The sequence below is a fragment of the Bifidobacterium dolichotidis genome (assembly GCF_003951975.1).
GTDB classification, from domain to species: domain Bacteria; phylum Actinomycetota; class Actinomycetes; order Actinomycetales; family Bifidobacteriaceae; genus Bifidobacterium; species Bifidobacterium dolichotidis.
Genome location: NZ_QXGM01000002.1, coordinates 26,139 through 42,300, shown reverse-complemented (window position 1 = coordinate 42,300; position 16,162 = coordinate 26,139). Strand labels below are relative to the sequence as shown.

Sequence of the window (16,162 nt, the reverse complement as noted above, 5' to 3'; positions counted from 1 at the left end):
ATGCGACATATTTGCGCAAAAACCTAGTTTTTGAACGGCTTCGCCTTCAGCTGCAGCGAAAACTTACACCTGTTTGTGCAGAAATCAAATCTATTTCAACAAAACAGAAGCCGGTGCTGAAGTGTGATTCACCACGGGTAAGAAATGGGTTAAATCATGTCGTGACGATCGAGCCAGCGCATAGCCAGCGCACCCACAGGAATGCGCAGCCAGTAGAACGCAACTCGGTAGACGATGGTGGCCGAAAGTGCGATAGGGGATGGCACACCCACTGCAGTGAACGCGACGGACAGTGCAGCTTCAACAGCACCCAAGCCACCTGGCGTTGGTACAGCCGAGCCGAGCGTATTTGCAAGCAGGAAGATGAACGTCGTCTCAATTGGGTTCATATTGAAACCAAATGCACACAATGCTGCCCAGAATCCGAAACCAGTGGCCAAGTTGAGCACCACAGCGCCAATAACGCCGAGCGTGAGCTCCTTAGGCTGGGTCAACGTTTCAATCAGGCTACGTGCGTACGACTTGAGCAGTGGCAGATACTTCTGTGTGACCTTGCGACGAATTGGCGGAATAGCCATGGCGATGCAGACGATCAGCGACACAATGGCGATTGCAATAATCAGCGTATTCGTTGGTACCATGCCCGAAAGTGTGTTACGACCAGTGAAGATGCCGATAATAATCAGCAGTACCACGGTTGTGGCGGCCTGAACGGCCCACACGGCACTCATAATGGCTGTTGCAACCGTATTGCGGTAGCCATTCTTACGCAGGAACTGCAAGTTCACGAATGCTGGGCCAATACCCGCTGGCATCGAAACAGCCGTGAAACCAGCGGCCATCTGTGAACACATTAAGCCGATTGGATTGACCTTCTCGCGGTTCATAAAGCCGCCGAGCGTAATCGCAGAGCCGACCCAAGCGAGCAGGCTAAACAGAATAACCACAAGAGCCAGCCACAGGTTAGCGTGCGTGACTGCGTTGATCATCTCTTCTGGCTTGAGCTGCGTCACAATAACAGCCATAGCCACAACGAGCAGTGCGAAGCCAATAAACGAGCGGACCGAGAAACGAGATAGCGTTACCTGCTCAAGGTTCTCGGAAACCTCTTCAGGAGCAAGCTGGCTAATAGCTTTACGCAGATCCGACAGCAGATTCTTGTTCCAGCCTTCAAGCGAACGCGTCGAAGGAGCAACGGCCGCACGCTGGATAAATGGAATCAGCGAAATAAGCGTATCGACGTCCCAGACGCGGCGGGCAACACGAATTGTGCGCTCAATGCCGAATAATGCAGCGTAAAGGGCAAGAATCTGGACGTTATCGAGTTCCTCGTTCGTGAAGCTACTTGCAGCATCACCATTCTGCCAACCCGCAATAAACATACGTGGCGTGGAATTACCCGAATCATCACGCAGCTGAGCGAGCGTATCGAGCGTAATACGACGATGCGTGTAACCGCGATCGTGAGCATGCTGCACATACTGCAGCAGTTCTACGAGCTGATCATCACTGAGCTTTCGTGGATCGCAAGCGGTTGGCGTAGCCGTGCTGTGGAACACGAGCATTGAGGATTCACCATAATCAGCAACACCATATGGCTCGAGCGTCGTCAAACCAAGCTGGCGCAAACCGAGCAGCATCGACAGATGATGATGCATAGCGCTAATTGCTGAACGATCCTTACGTACAGCCACACTCTTGAGCTTGATAAGCTGCCAGATCTGGCTTAAATAGCCTGCGTAACGCAACTGGTTATCGAGCACCGACACAATGTAGTGCTGACCAGCGCGGTCGTACATATCGTAAATACGTGAGTTCTCAACGAGATCATCGTCAAGAGCTGTAAGCAGCACACCAGACTCAGTGTTGAGTCCCGCACGCCTTTCCAGACCAACAGGATGCAGACCAATAGAACGCAGTGCTGAAATAATCTGTGGGCCCCAAGCACCCGTGTTAATCGTGCCGAAAATGAAGCGAATCAAGAGACCCACGAAACGGCCAAGCAGAATCGAAACAATAACGCCAGTAACTGAGCTCCACGAAGTAATGACGAAAATAATTGCGGTGGCGATCAGAATCGACCAGCCCCATTTCACCGTGGTGCGTGCACGGCTTGGGCCAGCAACGGTCAGGAATGCACCAAGCGCTGCATAGAAGTCGGGGAGCAGTGTGGTGCCCACAATCGTGCCAGCAGACAGCAGCGTATTAATCAGCGTGGTATCGCCCCATGTGGTGAGTGCTGCTGAAGTACCCCAGGCGGCTGCAAAACCAAGCAGCAACGAGCCCACAGCAATTGCCGATTGATACCATTCGCGTTGCGTAATCGACTGGATGAGCACACTGACGACAATGTAAATAATAACGAGCTGACGCAGCAGCGAAGCTGGCACATCAAGCAGCCAATCTACGGACTTACCAACGTTCTGTGCATCAGCAGCAACGCCCATAGTCACACCGCGCAAATAGACGGCGAACAGCAGCATTAATGCTGCAATAATCAGGCAGGCGCCGGCATTGACGAGATCGCCGAACACGTGGGAGCGCTTTGGCTCAATATCGTCAATGTGCACATCGTGCATAGCATTGTTATCGGTTACCACAGCAGATGAAGAAACAGGCTTATCTTGGGTTGACCCGTCCGTATGCGGCTGCTGCGCCTGCATATTGGTGGACTTGTCGTGTTCTGATTGCCTGTTGGTCATCAGCACCTCGTCTAATACGTCAAAAAGTTATTGGAACACCTATGTGAGCAACGCTCAAATGGATGAGTGGGTTGGGTACACATAGCACAAAACGCCCACCGAAGTGAGCGTTTCGATTGTACTAGCTACCCTACATGAGTTCACGCGCAGCACACGGAATGTGTTGAAATATCAACACAACTCGGATGATTAGCGCATGTATTGCAGCAGCTGGGCAGCAATACCCACATACGTTGCAGGCGTTAGTACCTTCAAACGCGTTGCCGTCTGCTCATCGAAGTTCAACGAATCAATGAAGCGTTCCACATCGTCTTGGCTAATACGATGACCGCGCATCAGATCCTTGACCTTCTCGTATGGATGTTCCATACCTTCAACACCAGCCAATTCGCAAGCACGCATAACCGTTTGAATAGGTTCGCCGAGCACTTCCCAGTTCTCATCAAGCTCTGCGCGCATAGCAGCCTCATTTGGATGAATCGACTGCAAACCACCATGCAAGTTATTCAATGCCAGCAGTGAGTAGCCCAACGCCGAACCAGCATTACGCTGCGTCGTGGAATCAGTCAGATCACGCTGCCAACGCGACTCTACAAGCGTTGCTGACAACGAATCCAACAATGCGCACGACAATTCGAAATTCGCCTCAGCATTTTCAAAACGAATTGGATTGACCTTATGTGGCATTGTAGAAGAACCAGTAGCGCCCTTTACTGGCACCTGAGCAAAGACACCGCGCGAAATATACATCCATACATCCACGCACAGGTTATGCAAAATACGATTCGTATGGGCAACCGCGCCATACAGCTCAGCCTGCCAATCATGCGACTCAATTTGCGTCGTCAATGGATTCCACGTTAAGCCCATACGATTCTCAACGAATTCACGAGACACAGCCAACCAGTCGATGTGAGGGAATGCCGCTAAATGTGCGCCAAACGTACCCGTAGCACCATTAATCTTACCCAAATATTCCTGAGCTTCAATGTGGCGAAGCTGACGATTAATGCGATACACATAGACGGCAAACTCCTTGCCTAACGTTGTTGGAGTTGCCGGCTGGCCATGCGTCAGCGACAGCAATGGCAACGTCGCATAAGCCTCAGCCTTCTGCACTAAATGATCAGTGATTTCATGAACCGTAGGAAGCCACACCTGCTCCATAGCATTCTTAATGCAACGAGCATACGAGAGATTGTTAATGTCTTCCGACGTGCACGCAAAATGCACAAGCGTCTTCAACTTGCTGAGCTGCGTTTCATGGCCCAAAACTTCAGCAGCACAATCCAGCTCATCATCAATGTAATATTCAACGGCTTTCACATCATGATGTGTAATAGCCTCATGAGCGGCATGATGCTTAATACCTTCATCATCAAACGTCTCAGGAATAGCACGCAAATAGGCTTGCTCTTCTTCAGTTAATGGTTCAACACCATCAACAATTGGCTGGAAGCCATTGCCTTCAAAACCATTAGCAAGCAGAATCATCCATTCTACTTCAACACGCATGCGCTCGCGATTAAGTGCTGGCTCGCTCAAATACTCAACAAGAGGAGCCGTCTGCGACTTATAGCGACCGTCGAGTGGAGTTAATGCTGGAATAGGAGAGATATCAGTAAGCCTCATGGTTTCAACCCTACGTGAGATGGCAAACCAACGTTGGTTCTATCCATATTTTGTACGGAATTTCAACTGTTTTTGGCCGTTGTATAGTTCAACGTTTTGATGAAGTCAGCCATGGTTATTTCTGGACGCGACCTTGCCAATAGGTGGTTCCTTGATATTCGCCTTGTATTGTTTGCTGGAAATGTTGTTCATGGGCCTGTAATTCAGGGGAGCCTAAAGCGCTTGCATGCTCATAAGCCGCTTCATGATATTTGAGCCAGTGTGTTATTTCATAGGTATTTGGATCGCGATCAACGGGCACACCAGCACAGGGATCATCAGCATAAGGAATATCAGCACAAGACACATCAGCATATGGCATATCAACGCCAGGATCATCCGTACTTGTGGTGCGTTGTTCATTCAGTGAGCCTCGCACTGTGAGCCACTGTTCATTAGTAGGATTAGCCGCACCATCAAGCGCAGCAACTACTTCATCATCCATTTCAATGGCGGTAACCCAAGTTTGATTACCAACAGGATGCTGTGCAATAGGAGAACCAGCCGTCACAATATGCTCAATCGAAAATTCATCAGTGCAATCCGAGGCAATAGTGGCTGCCACAATGCCTCCTTGTGAGTGCCCAACAAGAGCCACAGGATCATTTGGCTGAATACCAGCTTCACGCATAGCTTGCTCAACCATGCGAGCACTTTCTGCCTGCATACGATGTTCAGCATCGTCGCTCATCAGTTCCACATTTTGCGGCCAAGCAAATGGAGAATCTGATTCACCATCAGTACCCGGAATCGTAACAAGCCAAGCAGTAGATCCATCAGCACGCTTATATTGCGAAATCGCTATGGTTGCATAGCTCAGTTCATCGGCTGTTCCCGAACGCAAACCTTGAGTACGTGTTTCGCCAAGCTGTCGCAAATCAGTTAATGCGCCACCCACGGATGACACTTCACCAACGGCTTGCACATGCTGACCGACTTGGCGCACCTCCACATCAGAACCTTGCATCCAATTATGCAAAGGCTGCCAAGCCCACGCTAAACCTGCAGCACCATGCTCAACGGTGCTACTGGTATCTCTTGCCACATGCAGTGTTTTCGTAGGATTCAACACGGCTGTGCCCGCCATAATCCAAGGACCGAGTCCGCGAAGCATGCCTTCTTGCATCCATGTTGTGCCATTGACCGTATGCATGACGCTGAATTTATGTTCCTTCGCAAAGCCATAGGCCATACCACCTGCAGCACTCGCACCCAGTGCTACTGCAGCTAATGGCGGTGACACGGAAGTCATCACTTGTAATGCAGTTATACCTGCACGGCGCGCACTCGATTCAGCATCGGCATAGAGGTTATAAGCGTGAGACAGCAGTGTAGCCAGGTTCTCACATTGCACAGCTATACGCTGCACCCGCGCAGCAGCATCATTGGCCTGAGCAAGTAGCGATGTAGTAGTAACAAACGGCTCATGAGGTTGCGCACACCATTGCAATTGCTGTGCAGCACCAGACGTATGCAAAGCAAGATTCGAACAAGCGGTAGCAACTTGATTCAGTGATGATCGTGCCTGCTGTAATCCGTTCACGACACGTTGCGCTTCATGATGCTCAGCAGTACGTGTTACACCGCCATACACACGCGACTGCACACAGACTTGACGACTGTCAGAGACAGAGGACTGTATCTGCATAATGCCTCCTCATGCTGTGTATGTATCTATCAAAACCAATCTGAAATGTTCTGTACCGAAGCACCCGTGCCAAATCGTTTCAAACCAAGGCGTCCCATACTGAGACGTCCTGAACTACAGAGTTAAGTACTGGAACGTTAAGCATTCGAATGTTATTGGAATGCCGCACGCATTTGTTCAACCCGCGTCATTACCGATTGAACATCACGTCGTATTACTGAACAACGATCGCGAAAAGCAGTTGCTGCAGAACTTTGCCAATCAGGAAGCACACCTGCAGGAATTGCGCGTGCCACATCATCGAGCGCACGCTTCATGTGCGTAATAGCTACGTTGACCTCGTCACGCAGCTGATTCGCAGTTTGCCTACATTGACAGTTCCCAGCACCAAACGGAGAAGCATCGCCAAACCTAGGGGAGCCTGATCCTCCGACTCCATCAAAACTTGTTGTATTCATAGCTCCATTGCACGGCACAGCATGTCATCGTGTCGAGCGCAATAGGACAATGTGGTGAAATGCTGGCTCGGGGCAAGTGAATGTGGATAGATCAAGCCAAAGTAGATTACAGCATTAGACCACAGCAATAGATCAAACAACTCGAGCAAGCAAAGCGACCAAACAATACATACCGAAAAACAGCAGCCACCACATATACAAACAAGGGACCGCGCTCGCCGAAGCGAATCACAGTCCCTTGTAGTGTAGGTAAGTTAACAGCTCAGTAGCAGTTAGCTATTACCATGGCTTGATCTCGTGGTTGGAATTCGTATTCTTGCCACTATCATTCGAAGAATTGCCACGATTCTGGTCTTGCGAACCATTGTTCTTGAGCATGTCTTCAATCTGCTTGCGCTGCTCATCAGTCAAAGCTGAATTCGTCTTGTTATCAGCATCGCCATCGGCAGCATCCTCATTAGCCTTTGCTGCAGCGTCAGCTGCGTGCTGCTGGTCAGCCAGAGCCTTCGAAATACGATCAGTGAGCTGTTCAGAAATCGCAGCATTCGCATGAATCGCATCTTTGACATTGTTGAACAGCACACCAGCATTGGCCTGAGCATCGCTGAACCTTGCATCAGTCTGTTCCTGACTGACCTTCAGCGCCTTCAAATCAGCCGACGCATTTGTAGCCTCTTTGAGATTCTGATTCAGCGTAGCCGTCGCCTGATTGTATTCAGTAATTGCCGCCACATTCATACCAGCGACCACAGTTGCTGCCGCAAACACAACAGCACCCGCAATACCAGCAATACGAACAGCAAGTGGAACACGATGCACACGCGTTTTCGCCGTACCTGCATCGTCAAGCGACTCCCATGTTACAGCAGGAGTCTGCTCAGTTGTGTTCTGCTGAACTTCATCACTCATAGCAGCCTCCTCGACGTCACGATCCAACTTGCAGCTTCCCAAACGAGCAGCACTGCCAACGCAATGGCAAATGGCCAGGTAATTGGCGAAATGCGCATCCTATCGTGCTCAGTTTCGGTTACGCGCCACTTATTGGCCTGCTGAGCAATCTGCGAGTTCGCAACTGTCGTCTGAGCGTTCAGGAACAGTGGTGAGCCGCTTAACTCATCAGCTAGTTCAGTGATCTGCGCTTTATCCATCTTGGAAATACCCGGTTCACCAGTGCTTGGGTCAATGACCCACTGATCAGCCGAAGTTGCGTTTGGCTGTGGAACCTTGCCGCCTTCTTCACTGCCAACGCCAATCACGCACGCATCGTTCACGTACTGCCTCAACGAAGAGAATGTACGTCGCGTTTGCGGCGTGGTCTGCTCACCATCCGTAATGATGTACAGCAACAGCTGATCTTCTGGATGTTGTTCATGAATTGATTTCAGCGTAACCAACAGTCGGTCAAGAGCCGTATCCAGTGAAGAACCGGCCGAACTGGACGTTTCCTCCGGATGCAGCGTACGAGCCCATTCATTTACAGACTGCGTATCTGGCGTCAGCGGCAAATCCAGTGTGCCCGTTGCACCAAAGCTCAATGCAGCAAAGCTTGAGTTTGGATACTGCTCAGTGATGTCATGAATTGCATTCTTTGCAGCATCAATACGGCTCATCTGAATGTCATTGCCGTACTTGGCATCATGCACGCCCATCGAACCAGTGACATCAGTTGCAATAACAACGTCCGTAGCGCTAATAGCACGGCTTGTTGTTGCCGTAGCAATCGATGGAGTTAACGCCACAATGGCCAACAGCACGCAAATAGCAGTGCGACGAATGCACGATGCCAACGTTTGATCGCTATCAGCACGGTTCCGGCGATACAACACTACTGATGCCACAGCGAAGCCGAGCATAAGTACAGCCAAAATAATGCCGACCGGCCAACCCAGAGAAGGGGAGAAGGTGAACTTACTCATCGCTTCAACCTCCAAGCCACAAGTAACCACGCACCAACAAGCATAACGAGCGCTAACGTCCACCAGCCAGGTGCGTCAACAACAGCGGCCTGAGCCTTGCGCTCTTCTTCGTGCATCTGCTGATCGTTAATACGACGGACGAGTGCATCAACAGAAGCGCCATCGGACTGCGCTAAGAACGTGCCACCGTGGTGCTCAATAAGCTCTTCCATCTGCTTTGTTGTTTCATTGTGCTCAGTGGATTGAGAACCCGAGTACAGGCCTTCCACAGCAATATCAGCCTGAGACGTCAGATCCAATGCCTGAGCCAGCGAATAGGTAGGCGTACCCGAAACGATGTTATCGGTGGCCAACACAATAGAAGCCTCACGCTGCTGACGCTGAGCGTGCGATGCGTCGTAGGTGAAACCTGGCAGCATAGCTGCGCAAGACACGAGGCCATCGCCGATCAGACTCGTAGCATTCGTTTTGTTCTGCGTGCCATCGAGCCAATCAGAAACATCCTGATACTGCTGATCAGACATAGCATCAATTGACTTCTGCGATTCCACGCGCTTCAAAATATTGCTGGCATGCTCAAGCTGCCGTTGCACCAGCTCGTAATCATCAGTCAATGGGAACACCGTGCGCGACGTCGAGTTGAAAATACTCATACCAATGCGCTCACCCTTGAAATGCTGCACCAGATCGCGATACGTATCAATAACTTCGTGATCGTAAGGCAGCGTTGAACCAGACACATCAAGGCACAGCACAATATCGCGGTTACCGTAGTGCTCATCAGCCTTATCAACCGTGCTAAAACGGCCCACAAACAGGCATGCCACAACGAGTAGCAGAGCCATAAGTGCCACAGCCACGCGATTCCACGTACGCCACGTGCGCATAGCATGTGAGGCCTGCTCACCATGCAAATCACTTTGTACGTCGTAGGCCACAGCAGCCTGCTGTGTATCGGCCTTACGTGCGGAGAGTACCCACACGAGGATTAAAACTGCGATAGTAACAACAGCAGCAATAAGAATGGCCCAAGGCCAGCGCCAACTGAACATTTCAGCGCCACCTTTCCACAAGACGAGCCACCCAAGCTGCAGCGTCATCAACAGTCACACCTTGTGGCTGCTCAGCGAACTCAGGAGGATACATACCGGCAATCGTTTGACGCAGCAAATTCCAGTTCGAGTCACCCGAGCGGCGATCATTCGAAAGATCAGCAAGCGTCTTCGAAGCCAACGAACGGCCCGAACTCTGAGCGGCGAAACTACGAGCGATCTGAGCCAGACGAGCAAACGCCTGATCCTCAGTAATTGTGCCCGCATGGAAACGCTCCACAACTTCAGAAATACGACGCTGCCAAATCTGCTTCGCACCTGCCGAATGTGAGCCAGTCTGCTGTTCGACAACGCGCACCACGCGCGGACGCCAGAACTTAATAACGAGCACGACCAAAACAACAGCAATAATCGCGCACACGCCACACGTAATGGCGAAACCCGTGCTGCTTAATGCACCCTGAGGATGTAAATCCTGCACAGAAATCAACGAGACACCCCCTGCTGCATACGGCTCACCGATGAACGTAGCATCGATGGATTCATGGCGGCATGCGACATTTGAGCACGAGCAATCATCGACACAAGCGTATGGAACATGCCCTCGCTCGAAGCACTATGCACGAGCGTGGCACCATACGACGTCAGCTGACGCTGCAATTCCTGCAACATAAACGTGCGATGCGTATGCACTTCCTTAGCAAGAGCCGCATTACGCAAAAATGCAGGAATACGACGACCTGTTATGCCATCGCGCACACCCACATCAGGGCGGCTTGGCACAGGATGTACATCAAACGGATTCACCGTGCCAACGCTGACAATAAACAGTGGATGCGTGCGTGCGATCGTACGCATAGTAGCAAGCTGCTGTTCAGTCAACGCATGATCATCAGTGGCCAACACAATCAGACAATTGCGATCGCGCAAACGCTTGGCATAATCAAGGAGCGCATCAATATTGCGACCATGCGACCAATCGCGGTCGAGTGCTTCATCAAGCGTGCGCTCGAACTGGGGAAGACCACCATGGAATGGCATACGCGTAATCGACTGTGCATCACCAAATACGAGCGACACCTCATCAGAACGACGCAACGACAGCGCAGCAATCATGCACAGGGCGTTAGCAGCAACTTCGTACGCAGGCTCGCCAGACGGGCAAGTAGCGCTCATAGGCTGACCAACATCCAACAGCAGTACGGCCTTGCCACTGACATTGCGCTCACGCTGCACGATCATAGGGCGGCCAGAACGCGCACTGATTTTCCAATCAATACTGCGTGCTTCGTCGCCAGCCTCATAGGCGCGCACATCCATAAGCTCATCAGTGCCACCGCGGCGCTGAGACAAATGCTCACCCTCAATAACGCCGAGCGCCTTACGCACTGTTGGCAAGCTCAGCGAAGAGCTCATCAACTCAATACGGCGTCGCACCTCTTGAGCGGTAACCTCAGCAGGAGTAAGCGCTACAGAATGCGGTGACTGATTGGCGCCGGCATCTGCAGTAGCTGTCTGCTCTGCTGAATGGAAGAACGGAAATTTGATCATGGAACAGGCACCACTTGCACAATCTGATCAATAATCTGATCGGTATCAATGCCATCGGCCATTGCCTCGAACGTCAGCAGAATACGGTGACGCAGCACTTCGTGAGCAAATTCCTTAATATCCTCAGGAATCACATAGTCACGGCCAGCCATCAGAGCAGCTGCCTGACCAATACGAATAAATGCAATAGAAGCACGAGGTGAAGCGCCCAGCCGCACGCGAGCAGCCAAGCCCTTAATTGGCTTAGGACCAGCACCACGTGTTGTCTCAACGAGATCAACGGCGTACTGCATAATCGCGTCCGAAACATGCACGCGCTTAGCAGCATTAATCAAGAAGCTGACGTCGCGAATAGAAATAACGTCTTCAGCATCCATTGTTGGATCCATAACATCGGAGCCGCGGCGAGCCAGCATCTGCAGCATAGCCACTTCCTGCTTCGACGTTGGATACGTCATAACAGCCTTCATCATGAAACGATCCATCTGAGCTTCGGGCAGCATAAACGTGCCCTCTTCCTCAATTGGATTCTGCGTTGCAATAACCATGAATGGCTTAGGGCAAGAAATACGCTCGCCACCAATAGTCGTAGCGCCTTCAGCCATAGCTTCAAGCATGGCCGACTGCGTCTTAGCGTTAGCGCGGTTGATCTCATCAAGCAGCACGAAGTTAGCGTGAATAGGACCAATCTGCGTTGTGAAACGCTGCGACGAGAAATCAAAGACCTGCGTACCAACGAGATCAGAAGGCATCAGATCAGGCGTGCACTGCACACGGCGGAACGAGCCAGAAACACTCGTAGCCAGCGTCTGAGCAGCAGTCGTCTTAGCCAAACCTGGCACCGACTCAATAAGAATGTGACCGCCAGCAACCATCGTCGTAATCAGCGATTCACGCAGCTCTTCCTGACCAATCAGAGCATGAGCAAAGCGGTTGCGAATACGCTCAGTCAGCTGACGAGCACGGACCAAGTCCTGCTGGGAGAGTGCGTTTGGGTTGGTGTTTGCATTTGGAGTGGCGTTTGGGCTCATGCCTGGCATTGAGGCGGTTGCGCCTGCAGCGGTTGCAGCAAGTGGTGATGCGGCTGGATTTGCAGGATCAACTGGGGGATTCTGAGAACCTGGGCGCAATGGATTAACGGGTGGAAACAGTGACATGCTGATTATCCTCGATGTTCATAGCTAATAACTGTGCAACCGGTATGGCACACAATTGCTGGTGTTCTAAGGCTAGGTGACTATCGGATTGCCGCCCATGCAGTCACAGCATTGTACTGGGCGGCGCTTAAATCACAGATTGGTTGGGTGCTCAAGGCGCCAATCAACAGGGGTTGCACCCATTTCAATGAGTGCTTCGTTCGTACGAGAGAACGGACGTGATCCAAAGAAGCCTCGCGATGCAGACAATGGTGACGGATGTGGTGACGCAATAATTTTGGCATTCGTCAGTAGCGGTGCCAAGGTCTGCGCGTTACGTCCCCACAAAATCGCAACAAGTGGCAGAGGCTTACCCTGAGCGTCAGTGCGAGCATTCAGTGCACGAATTGCAGCTTCAGTAATTGGCTCCCAGCCCTTGCCCTTATGACTATTCGTGACGCCAGACTGCACAGAAAGGCTTCTGTTGAGCAGCATGACGCCCTGCTTCGTCCAAGGTGTTAAATCACCCGTCTGTGCAGGTGGAATACCAAGGTCGGTTTGCATTTCTTTGTAAATATTGATCAGGCTCTTTGGCAAAGGCCTCACATTTGGTGCAACAGAAAACGCCAGTCCAATTGCGTGACCGGGTGTTGGATAAGGGTCTTGACCAACGATCAATACTTTGACAGATTCAAAAGGCGTAGAAAACGCACGTAAAAGATTTGGTGCTGCAGGCAGAAAATGACGTCCGTGTGCGACTTCTGAGCGCAAGAAATCACCCATCTTGTGCAGTTGTGGCTCAACAGGCGCTAAGGCTCGAGCCCAACCGGGATCTATGAGTTCGCTCATTGGTTTCACTGTGGAATAGCTCATGGCACAGTACTGTAGAACATGTCAAAGGCATCGACGATAGCGTAGTCTGGTGAATGGCCGCGCTACACTCGTGAAAGTATTCTGTACAGGCTCTATGGAGGAAAAGCATGGCACGTGGCGATAAGAATACCTACGACTCGTATGCGAAGGATGATTTCGATAATCCTCCAGCAGGTCCTGTAGGTGCGCATCGTGGCCAGCGTTCGTTCGCTTCGCGCTGGTTGCCATTTATTATCGTTATTGTCGCTGCAATTGCCGCAGCACTGGTGTTCTGGTCCATGTACTCGGGTGCATTCGAGATGCACAAGCCTGGCGTAGTTTCTAGCGAGACGACGTCGCAGGCTACAACCGAGCCAAAGCACGAAGAAACGCAGTCGGCTTCTCCAAGCACCACGGAGTCGGCATCGCCATCCGCTTCGCCATCAGAAACGCAGAGCGAATCGCCAAGCCCATCGCCATCGGAGTCCACGGATGCAGTGAACTACAACACTGGCGTTCGCGTAATTAACGGTACGGGCGTGACTGGTTACGCCGCAAACAGCGCATCGAAGCTCAACAACGCAGGCTTCACGAACGTTGCTGCTGCAAATCCAAACGCAGGTTCGATGCCAGCACAGTCGGTTGTGTGGTATCAGACCGAGGCTGATCTGGCAACGGCAAAGCAGGTTGCTTCCACGCTCGGCATCTCCAACGTGCAGCAAGTGAACGATATTGCTGCTCCAGTTGTTGCCGTGCTCATGCAGTGAGTCGCGTTAGTTAACTTTTGTTTGGTGGTCATCTCACGTGAGGTGGCCACCAATTTTTTATTCTTCTGGCCACCATTTTTCTGCCGTTCATCTTCTGTAGTTCCGTTGCAATGATTTGTATTTCTGTACACAGCAGCAGTGGCTTTTATGCCTTTGAAGGTTATTCCAAGCTTTAGCTATTACCAATATTTCTCGATTGGCTCATAAGTGTTTTGGCACTCGACCAAGGAGAGTGCTAATCTCACGAATTAGCACTCGGGACTTGAGAGTGATAAATCGGCAGCTGACGGCCGACATCAATCCAATCCCAAGTGGAACCTATCCGTGAAGCCAGTGTGGAGGAACAATGGCAAAGATCATTGAATATGACGAGGAAGCCCGCCAGGGTATGCTCGCCGGTCTGGATAAGCTCGCCGACACCGTCAAGGTCACGCTCGGACCTAAGGGCCGCAACGTAGTGCTCGACAAGACTTACGGCGCTCCAACCATCACGAACGATGGCGTGTCCATCGCAAAGGAAATCGACCTCGAAGATCCATTCGAGCGTATCGGTGCAGAGCTCGTCAAGGAAGTTGCTAAGAAGACGGACGACGTCGCAGGTGACGGCACCACGACCGCAACCGTGCTTGCTCAGGCTCTCGTGCACGAAGGCCTCAAGAACGTTGTCGCAGGTTCGAACCCAATCGCTCTGCGTCGCGGTATTGAGAAGGCTTCGGAAGCTATCGTCAACCAGCTTATCAAGTCCGCAAAGCCAGTCGAGACCAAGGAGCAGATCGCTGCTACGGCAACGATTTCCGCTGCTGATCCAGAGGTCGGCGAGAAGATCGCTGAGGCTCTCGACAAGGTTGGCCAGGACGGCGTTGTGACCGTTGAGGACAACAACCGCTTCGGCCTTGACCTCGAGTTCACCGAGGGTATGCGCTTCGATAAGGGCTACATTTCCCCTTACTTCGTGACGAACGCTGAGGATCAGACGGCTTCGCTCGACGATCCATACATTCTGCTGACCTCGAGCAAGGTCTCCTCGCAGCAGGACATCGTTCACATTGCTGAGCTCGTCATGAAGACGGGTAAGCCACTGCTGATCATCGCTGAGGACGTCGATGGCGAGGCTCTGCCTACGCTGATCCTCAACAACATCCGCGGCACGTTCAAGTCCTGCGCAGTCAAGGCTCCTGGCTTTGGCGATCGTCGTAAGGCAATGCTGCAGGATATGGCAGTGCTGACGGGCGCTCAGGTTGTGTCTGAGGAGCTGGGCCTCAAGCTCGACTCCATCGACCTGTCCGTGCTCGGCTCCGCTAAGAAGGTCATCGTTTCTAAGGATGAGACGACGATCGTGTCCGGCGCAGGCTCCGCTGAGGACGTGGCTGCTCGCGTTGCTCAGATCCGTGCTGAGCTCGAGAACACCGATTCCGATTACGATCGCGAGAAGCTCCAGGAGCGTCTTGCAAAGCTCGCCGGTGGCGTTGCTGTGATCAAGGTTGGCGCTGCAACTGAAGTTGAGGCTAAGGAACGTAAGCACCGCATTGAGGATGCTGTGCGTAACGCTAAGGCTGCAATTGAGGAAGGCCTCGTGCCAGGCGGCGGTGTTGCACTCGTGCAGGCAGCTGCTGAGGTCGAGAAGGACGTCAAGCTTGAGGGCGACGAAGCAACGGGCGCTGCAATTGTGTTCCGCGGCATCGGTGCTCCAATCAAGCAGATTGCTGACAACGCTGGTCTGTCCGGCGACGTGGTGATCGACAAGGTTCGTTCGCTGCCAGAAGGCCAGGGCCTCAACGCAGCAACCGATACCTACGAAGACCTCATGAAGGCCGGCGTCACCGATCCAGTCAAGGTTACGCGTTCCGCTCTGCAGAATGCTGCCTCGATCGCAGGTCTGTTCCTGACGACTGAAGCTGTTGTGGCTAACAAGCCAGAGCCACCAGCAGCTGCTCCAGCTCAGGACATGGGTTACTGATAGATAACCCAATCCATGGCTCACTGAACCACTTGCCAAATCGGTGAGCTTTGGAATTTCTTGCAACTCATGCATAGCCGTCATTGCACTTACGCAATGGCGGCTTTTGCATAGGTGAGCAAACACTCATGAGCTAAAGAGGCGAGCGGCTTGGCTTTCTGCATCGGCATAAACAATTGATGCTTGCGACAGTGACTGTTGAATCGCTTCCAAAGATTGCTCCATCTGTTGCTGAGCAGCTCTCCATTGCGACACAACAGAAGCAAACTGTGTAGAAGCGGCACCGCGCCATACATCTTGCAAAGCATTGAGATTCGTGACCATACCTTGTACGGCCTGTCGGATCTGACTTACCGAGGAATTGACTGCGGCGCTTGAGGATTGCATACGTTCGGAATCGACTTGAAACTGAGCCATGATGAGTACCACCTTGTACAACTAGAAACGGCATA

14 protein-coding genes are annotated in these 16,162 nt (G+C 51.8%); 2 read left to right on the top strand and 12 right to left on the bottom strand.

Annotated elements, in window-relative coordinates; genetic code table 11:
- Positions 1-149: 149 nt before the first annotated feature.
- The 11 genes from D2E26_RS04080 to D2E26_RS04030 form a co-directional block, all read right to left on the bottom strand.
- On the bottom strand, positions 150-2,579 hold the full coding sequence (locus D2E26_RS04080) for a lysylphosphatidylglycerol synthase transmembrane domain-containing protein (protein WP_241218896.1): 2,430 nt from the start codon (positions 2,577-2,579) through the stop codon (positions 150-152).
- Between the two features lie 312 nt (positions 2,580-2,891).
- The gene (purB, locus tag D2E26_RS04075) at positions 2,892-4,334 is read right to left on the bottom strand and encodes an adenylosuccinate lyase (protein ID WP_125963447.1); all 1,443 of its coding nucleotides are present in this window, start codon (positions 4,332-4,334) and stop codon (positions 2,892-2,894) included.
- A gap of 115 nt (positions 4,335-4,449) precedes the next feature.
- Entirely contained in the window at positions 4,450-6,021 is a 1,572-nt protein-coding gene (locus tag D2E26_RS04070) for an alpha/beta fold hydrolase (protein WP_125963446.1), read from the bottom strand.
- A gap of 152 nt (positions 6,022-6,173) precedes the next feature.
- On the bottom strand, positions 6,174-6,479 hold the full coding sequence (locus D2E26_RS04065; protein WP_125963445.1) for a hypothetical protein: 306 nt from the start codon (positions 6,477-6,479) through the stop codon (positions 6,174-6,176).
- A 279-nt stretch (positions 6,480-6,758) separates the two neighbouring features.
- Complete coding sequence (locus D2E26_RS04060) at positions 6,759-7,388, bottom strand: DUF6466 family protein (RefSeq protein WP_125963444.1); 630 nt, start codon at positions 7,386-7,388, stop codon at positions 6,759-6,761.
- Positions 7,385-8,395 (bottom strand): vWA domain-containing protein, encoded by a 1,011-nt coding sequence (locus tag D2E26_RS04055; protein WP_125963443.1) that lies wholly within the window; start codon positions 8,393-8,395, stop codon positions 7,385-7,387. The genes D2E26_RS04060 and D2E26_RS04055 overlap by 4 nt, the downstream gene beginning before the upstream one ends.
- The gene (locus D2E26_RS04050; protein WP_125963442.1) at positions 8,392-9,447 is read right to left on the bottom strand and encodes a vWA domain-containing protein; all 1,056 of its coding nucleotides are present in this window, start codon (positions 9,445-9,447) and stop codon (positions 8,392-8,394) included. Before D2E26_RS04050 ends, D2E26_RS04055 begins: the two co-directional genes overlap by 4 nt.
- 1 nt (position 9,448) lies before the next feature.
- Positions 9,449-9,937, bottom strand: a complete 489-nt coding sequence (locus tag D2E26_RS04045) for a hypothetical protein (protein ID WP_125963441.1) — start codon at positions 9,935-9,937, stop codon at positions 9,449-9,451.
- Positions 9,934-10,998 (bottom strand): DUF58 domain-containing protein, encoded by a 1,065-nt coding sequence (locus D2E26_RS04040; protein ID WP_125963440.1) that lies wholly within the window; start codon positions 10,996-10,998, stop codon positions 9,934-9,936. The genes D2E26_RS04045 and D2E26_RS04040 overlap by 4 nt, the downstream gene beginning before the upstream one ends.
- The gene (locus D2E26_RS04035) at positions 10,995-12,155 is read right to left on the bottom strand and encodes an AAA family ATPase (RefSeq protein ID WP_420897203.1); all 1,161 of its coding nucleotides are present in this window, start codon (positions 12,153-12,155) and stop codon (positions 10,995-10,997) included. The genes D2E26_RS04040 and D2E26_RS04035 overlap by 4 nt, the downstream gene beginning before the upstream one ends.
- A 132-nt stretch (positions 12,156-12,287) precedes the next feature.
- A complete protein-coding gene (locus tag D2E26_RS04030; protein ID WP_125963439.1) occupies positions 12,288-13,007 on the bottom strand; it encodes a uracil-DNA glycosylase in 720 nt (239 codons plus the stop codon).
- 107 nt (positions 13,008-13,114) lie between these two features.
- On the opposite strand from D2E26_RS04030, the gene D2E26_RS04025 reads away from it, so the two are divergent.
- The gene (locus tag D2E26_RS04025) at positions 13,115-13,753 is read left to right on the top strand and encodes a LytR C-terminal domain-containing protein (protein WP_125963438.1); all 639 of its coding nucleotides are present in this window, start codon (positions 13,115-13,117) and stop codon (positions 13,751-13,753) included.
- Between the two features lie 346 nt (positions 13,754-14,099).
- Positions 14,100-15,710, top strand: coding sequence for a chaperonin GroEL (gene groL, locus D2E26_RS04020; RefSeq protein ID WP_125963437.1), 1,611 nt, complete (start codon positions 14,100-14,102; stop codon positions 15,708-15,710).
- Positions 15,711-15,836: 126 nt separating this feature from the next.
- On the opposite strand, the gene D2E26_RS04015 is transcribed toward groL, so the two are convergent.
- Positions 15,837-16,127, bottom strand: coding sequence for a WXG100 family type VII secretion target (locus tag D2E26_RS04015; protein ID WP_125963436.1), 291 nt, complete (start codon positions 16,125-16,127; stop codon positions 15,837-15,839).
- Positions 16,128-16,162 lie beyond the last annotated feature (35 nt).

What these genes read in the sequence shown, in the direction of transcription:
- D2E26_RS04080 (WP_241218896.1), bottom strand. Translation starts at nt 2,579, where the DNA reads ATGCACGATGTGCACATTGACGATATTGAGCCAAAGCGCTCCCACGTG.
- purB (WP_125963447.1), bottom strand. Translation starts at nt 4,334, where the DNA reads ATGAGGCTTACTGATATCTCTCCTATTCCAGCATTAACTCCACTCGAC.
- D2E26_RS04070 (WP_125963446.1), bottom strand. Translation starts at nt 6,021, where the DNA reads ATGCAGATACAGTCCTCTGTCTCTGACAGTCGTCAAGTCTGTGTGCAG.
- D2E26_RS04065 (WP_125963445.1), bottom strand. Translation starts at nt 6,479, where the DNA reads ATGAATACAACAAGTTTTGATGGAGTCGGAGGATCAGGCTCCCCTAGG.
- D2E26_RS04060 (WP_125963444.1), bottom strand. Translation starts at nt 7,388, where the DNA reads ATGAGTGATGAAGTTCAGCAGAACACAACTGAGCAGACTCCTGCTGTA.
- D2E26_RS04055 (WP_125963443.1), bottom strand. Translation starts at nt 8,395, where the DNA reads ATGAGTAAGTTCACCTTCTCCCCTTCTCTGGGTTGGCCGGTCGGCATT.
- D2E26_RS04050 (WP_125963442.1), bottom strand. Translation starts at nt 9,447, where the DNA reads ATGTTCAGTTGGCGCTGGCCTTGGGCCATTCTTATTGCTGCTGTTGTT.
- D2E26_RS04040 (WP_125963440.1), bottom strand. Translation starts at nt 10,998, where the DNA reads ATGATCAAATTTCCGTTCTTCCATTCAGCAGAGCAGACAGCTACTGCA.
- D2E26_RS04035 (WP_420897203.1), bottom strand. Translation starts at nt 12,155, where the DNA reads ATGTCACTGTTTCCACCCGTTAATCCATTGCGCCCAGGTTCTCAGAAT.
- D2E26_RS04030 (WP_125963439.1), bottom strand. Translation starts at nt 13,007, where the DNA reads ATGAGCTATTCCACAGTGAAACCAATGAGCGAACTCATAGATCCCGGT.
- D2E26_RS04025 (WP_125963438.1), top strand. Translation starts at nt 13,115, where the DNA reads ATGGCACGTGGCGATAAGAATACCTACGACTCGTATGCGAAGGATGAT.
- groL (WP_125963437.1), top strand. Translation starts at nt 14,100, where the DNA reads ATGGCAAAGATCATTGAATATGACGAGGAAGCCCGCCAGGGTATGCTC.
- D2E26_RS04015 (WP_125963436.1), bottom strand. Translation starts at nt 16,127, where the DNA reads ATGGCTCAGTTTCAAGTCGATTCCGAACGTATGCAATCCTCAAGCGCC.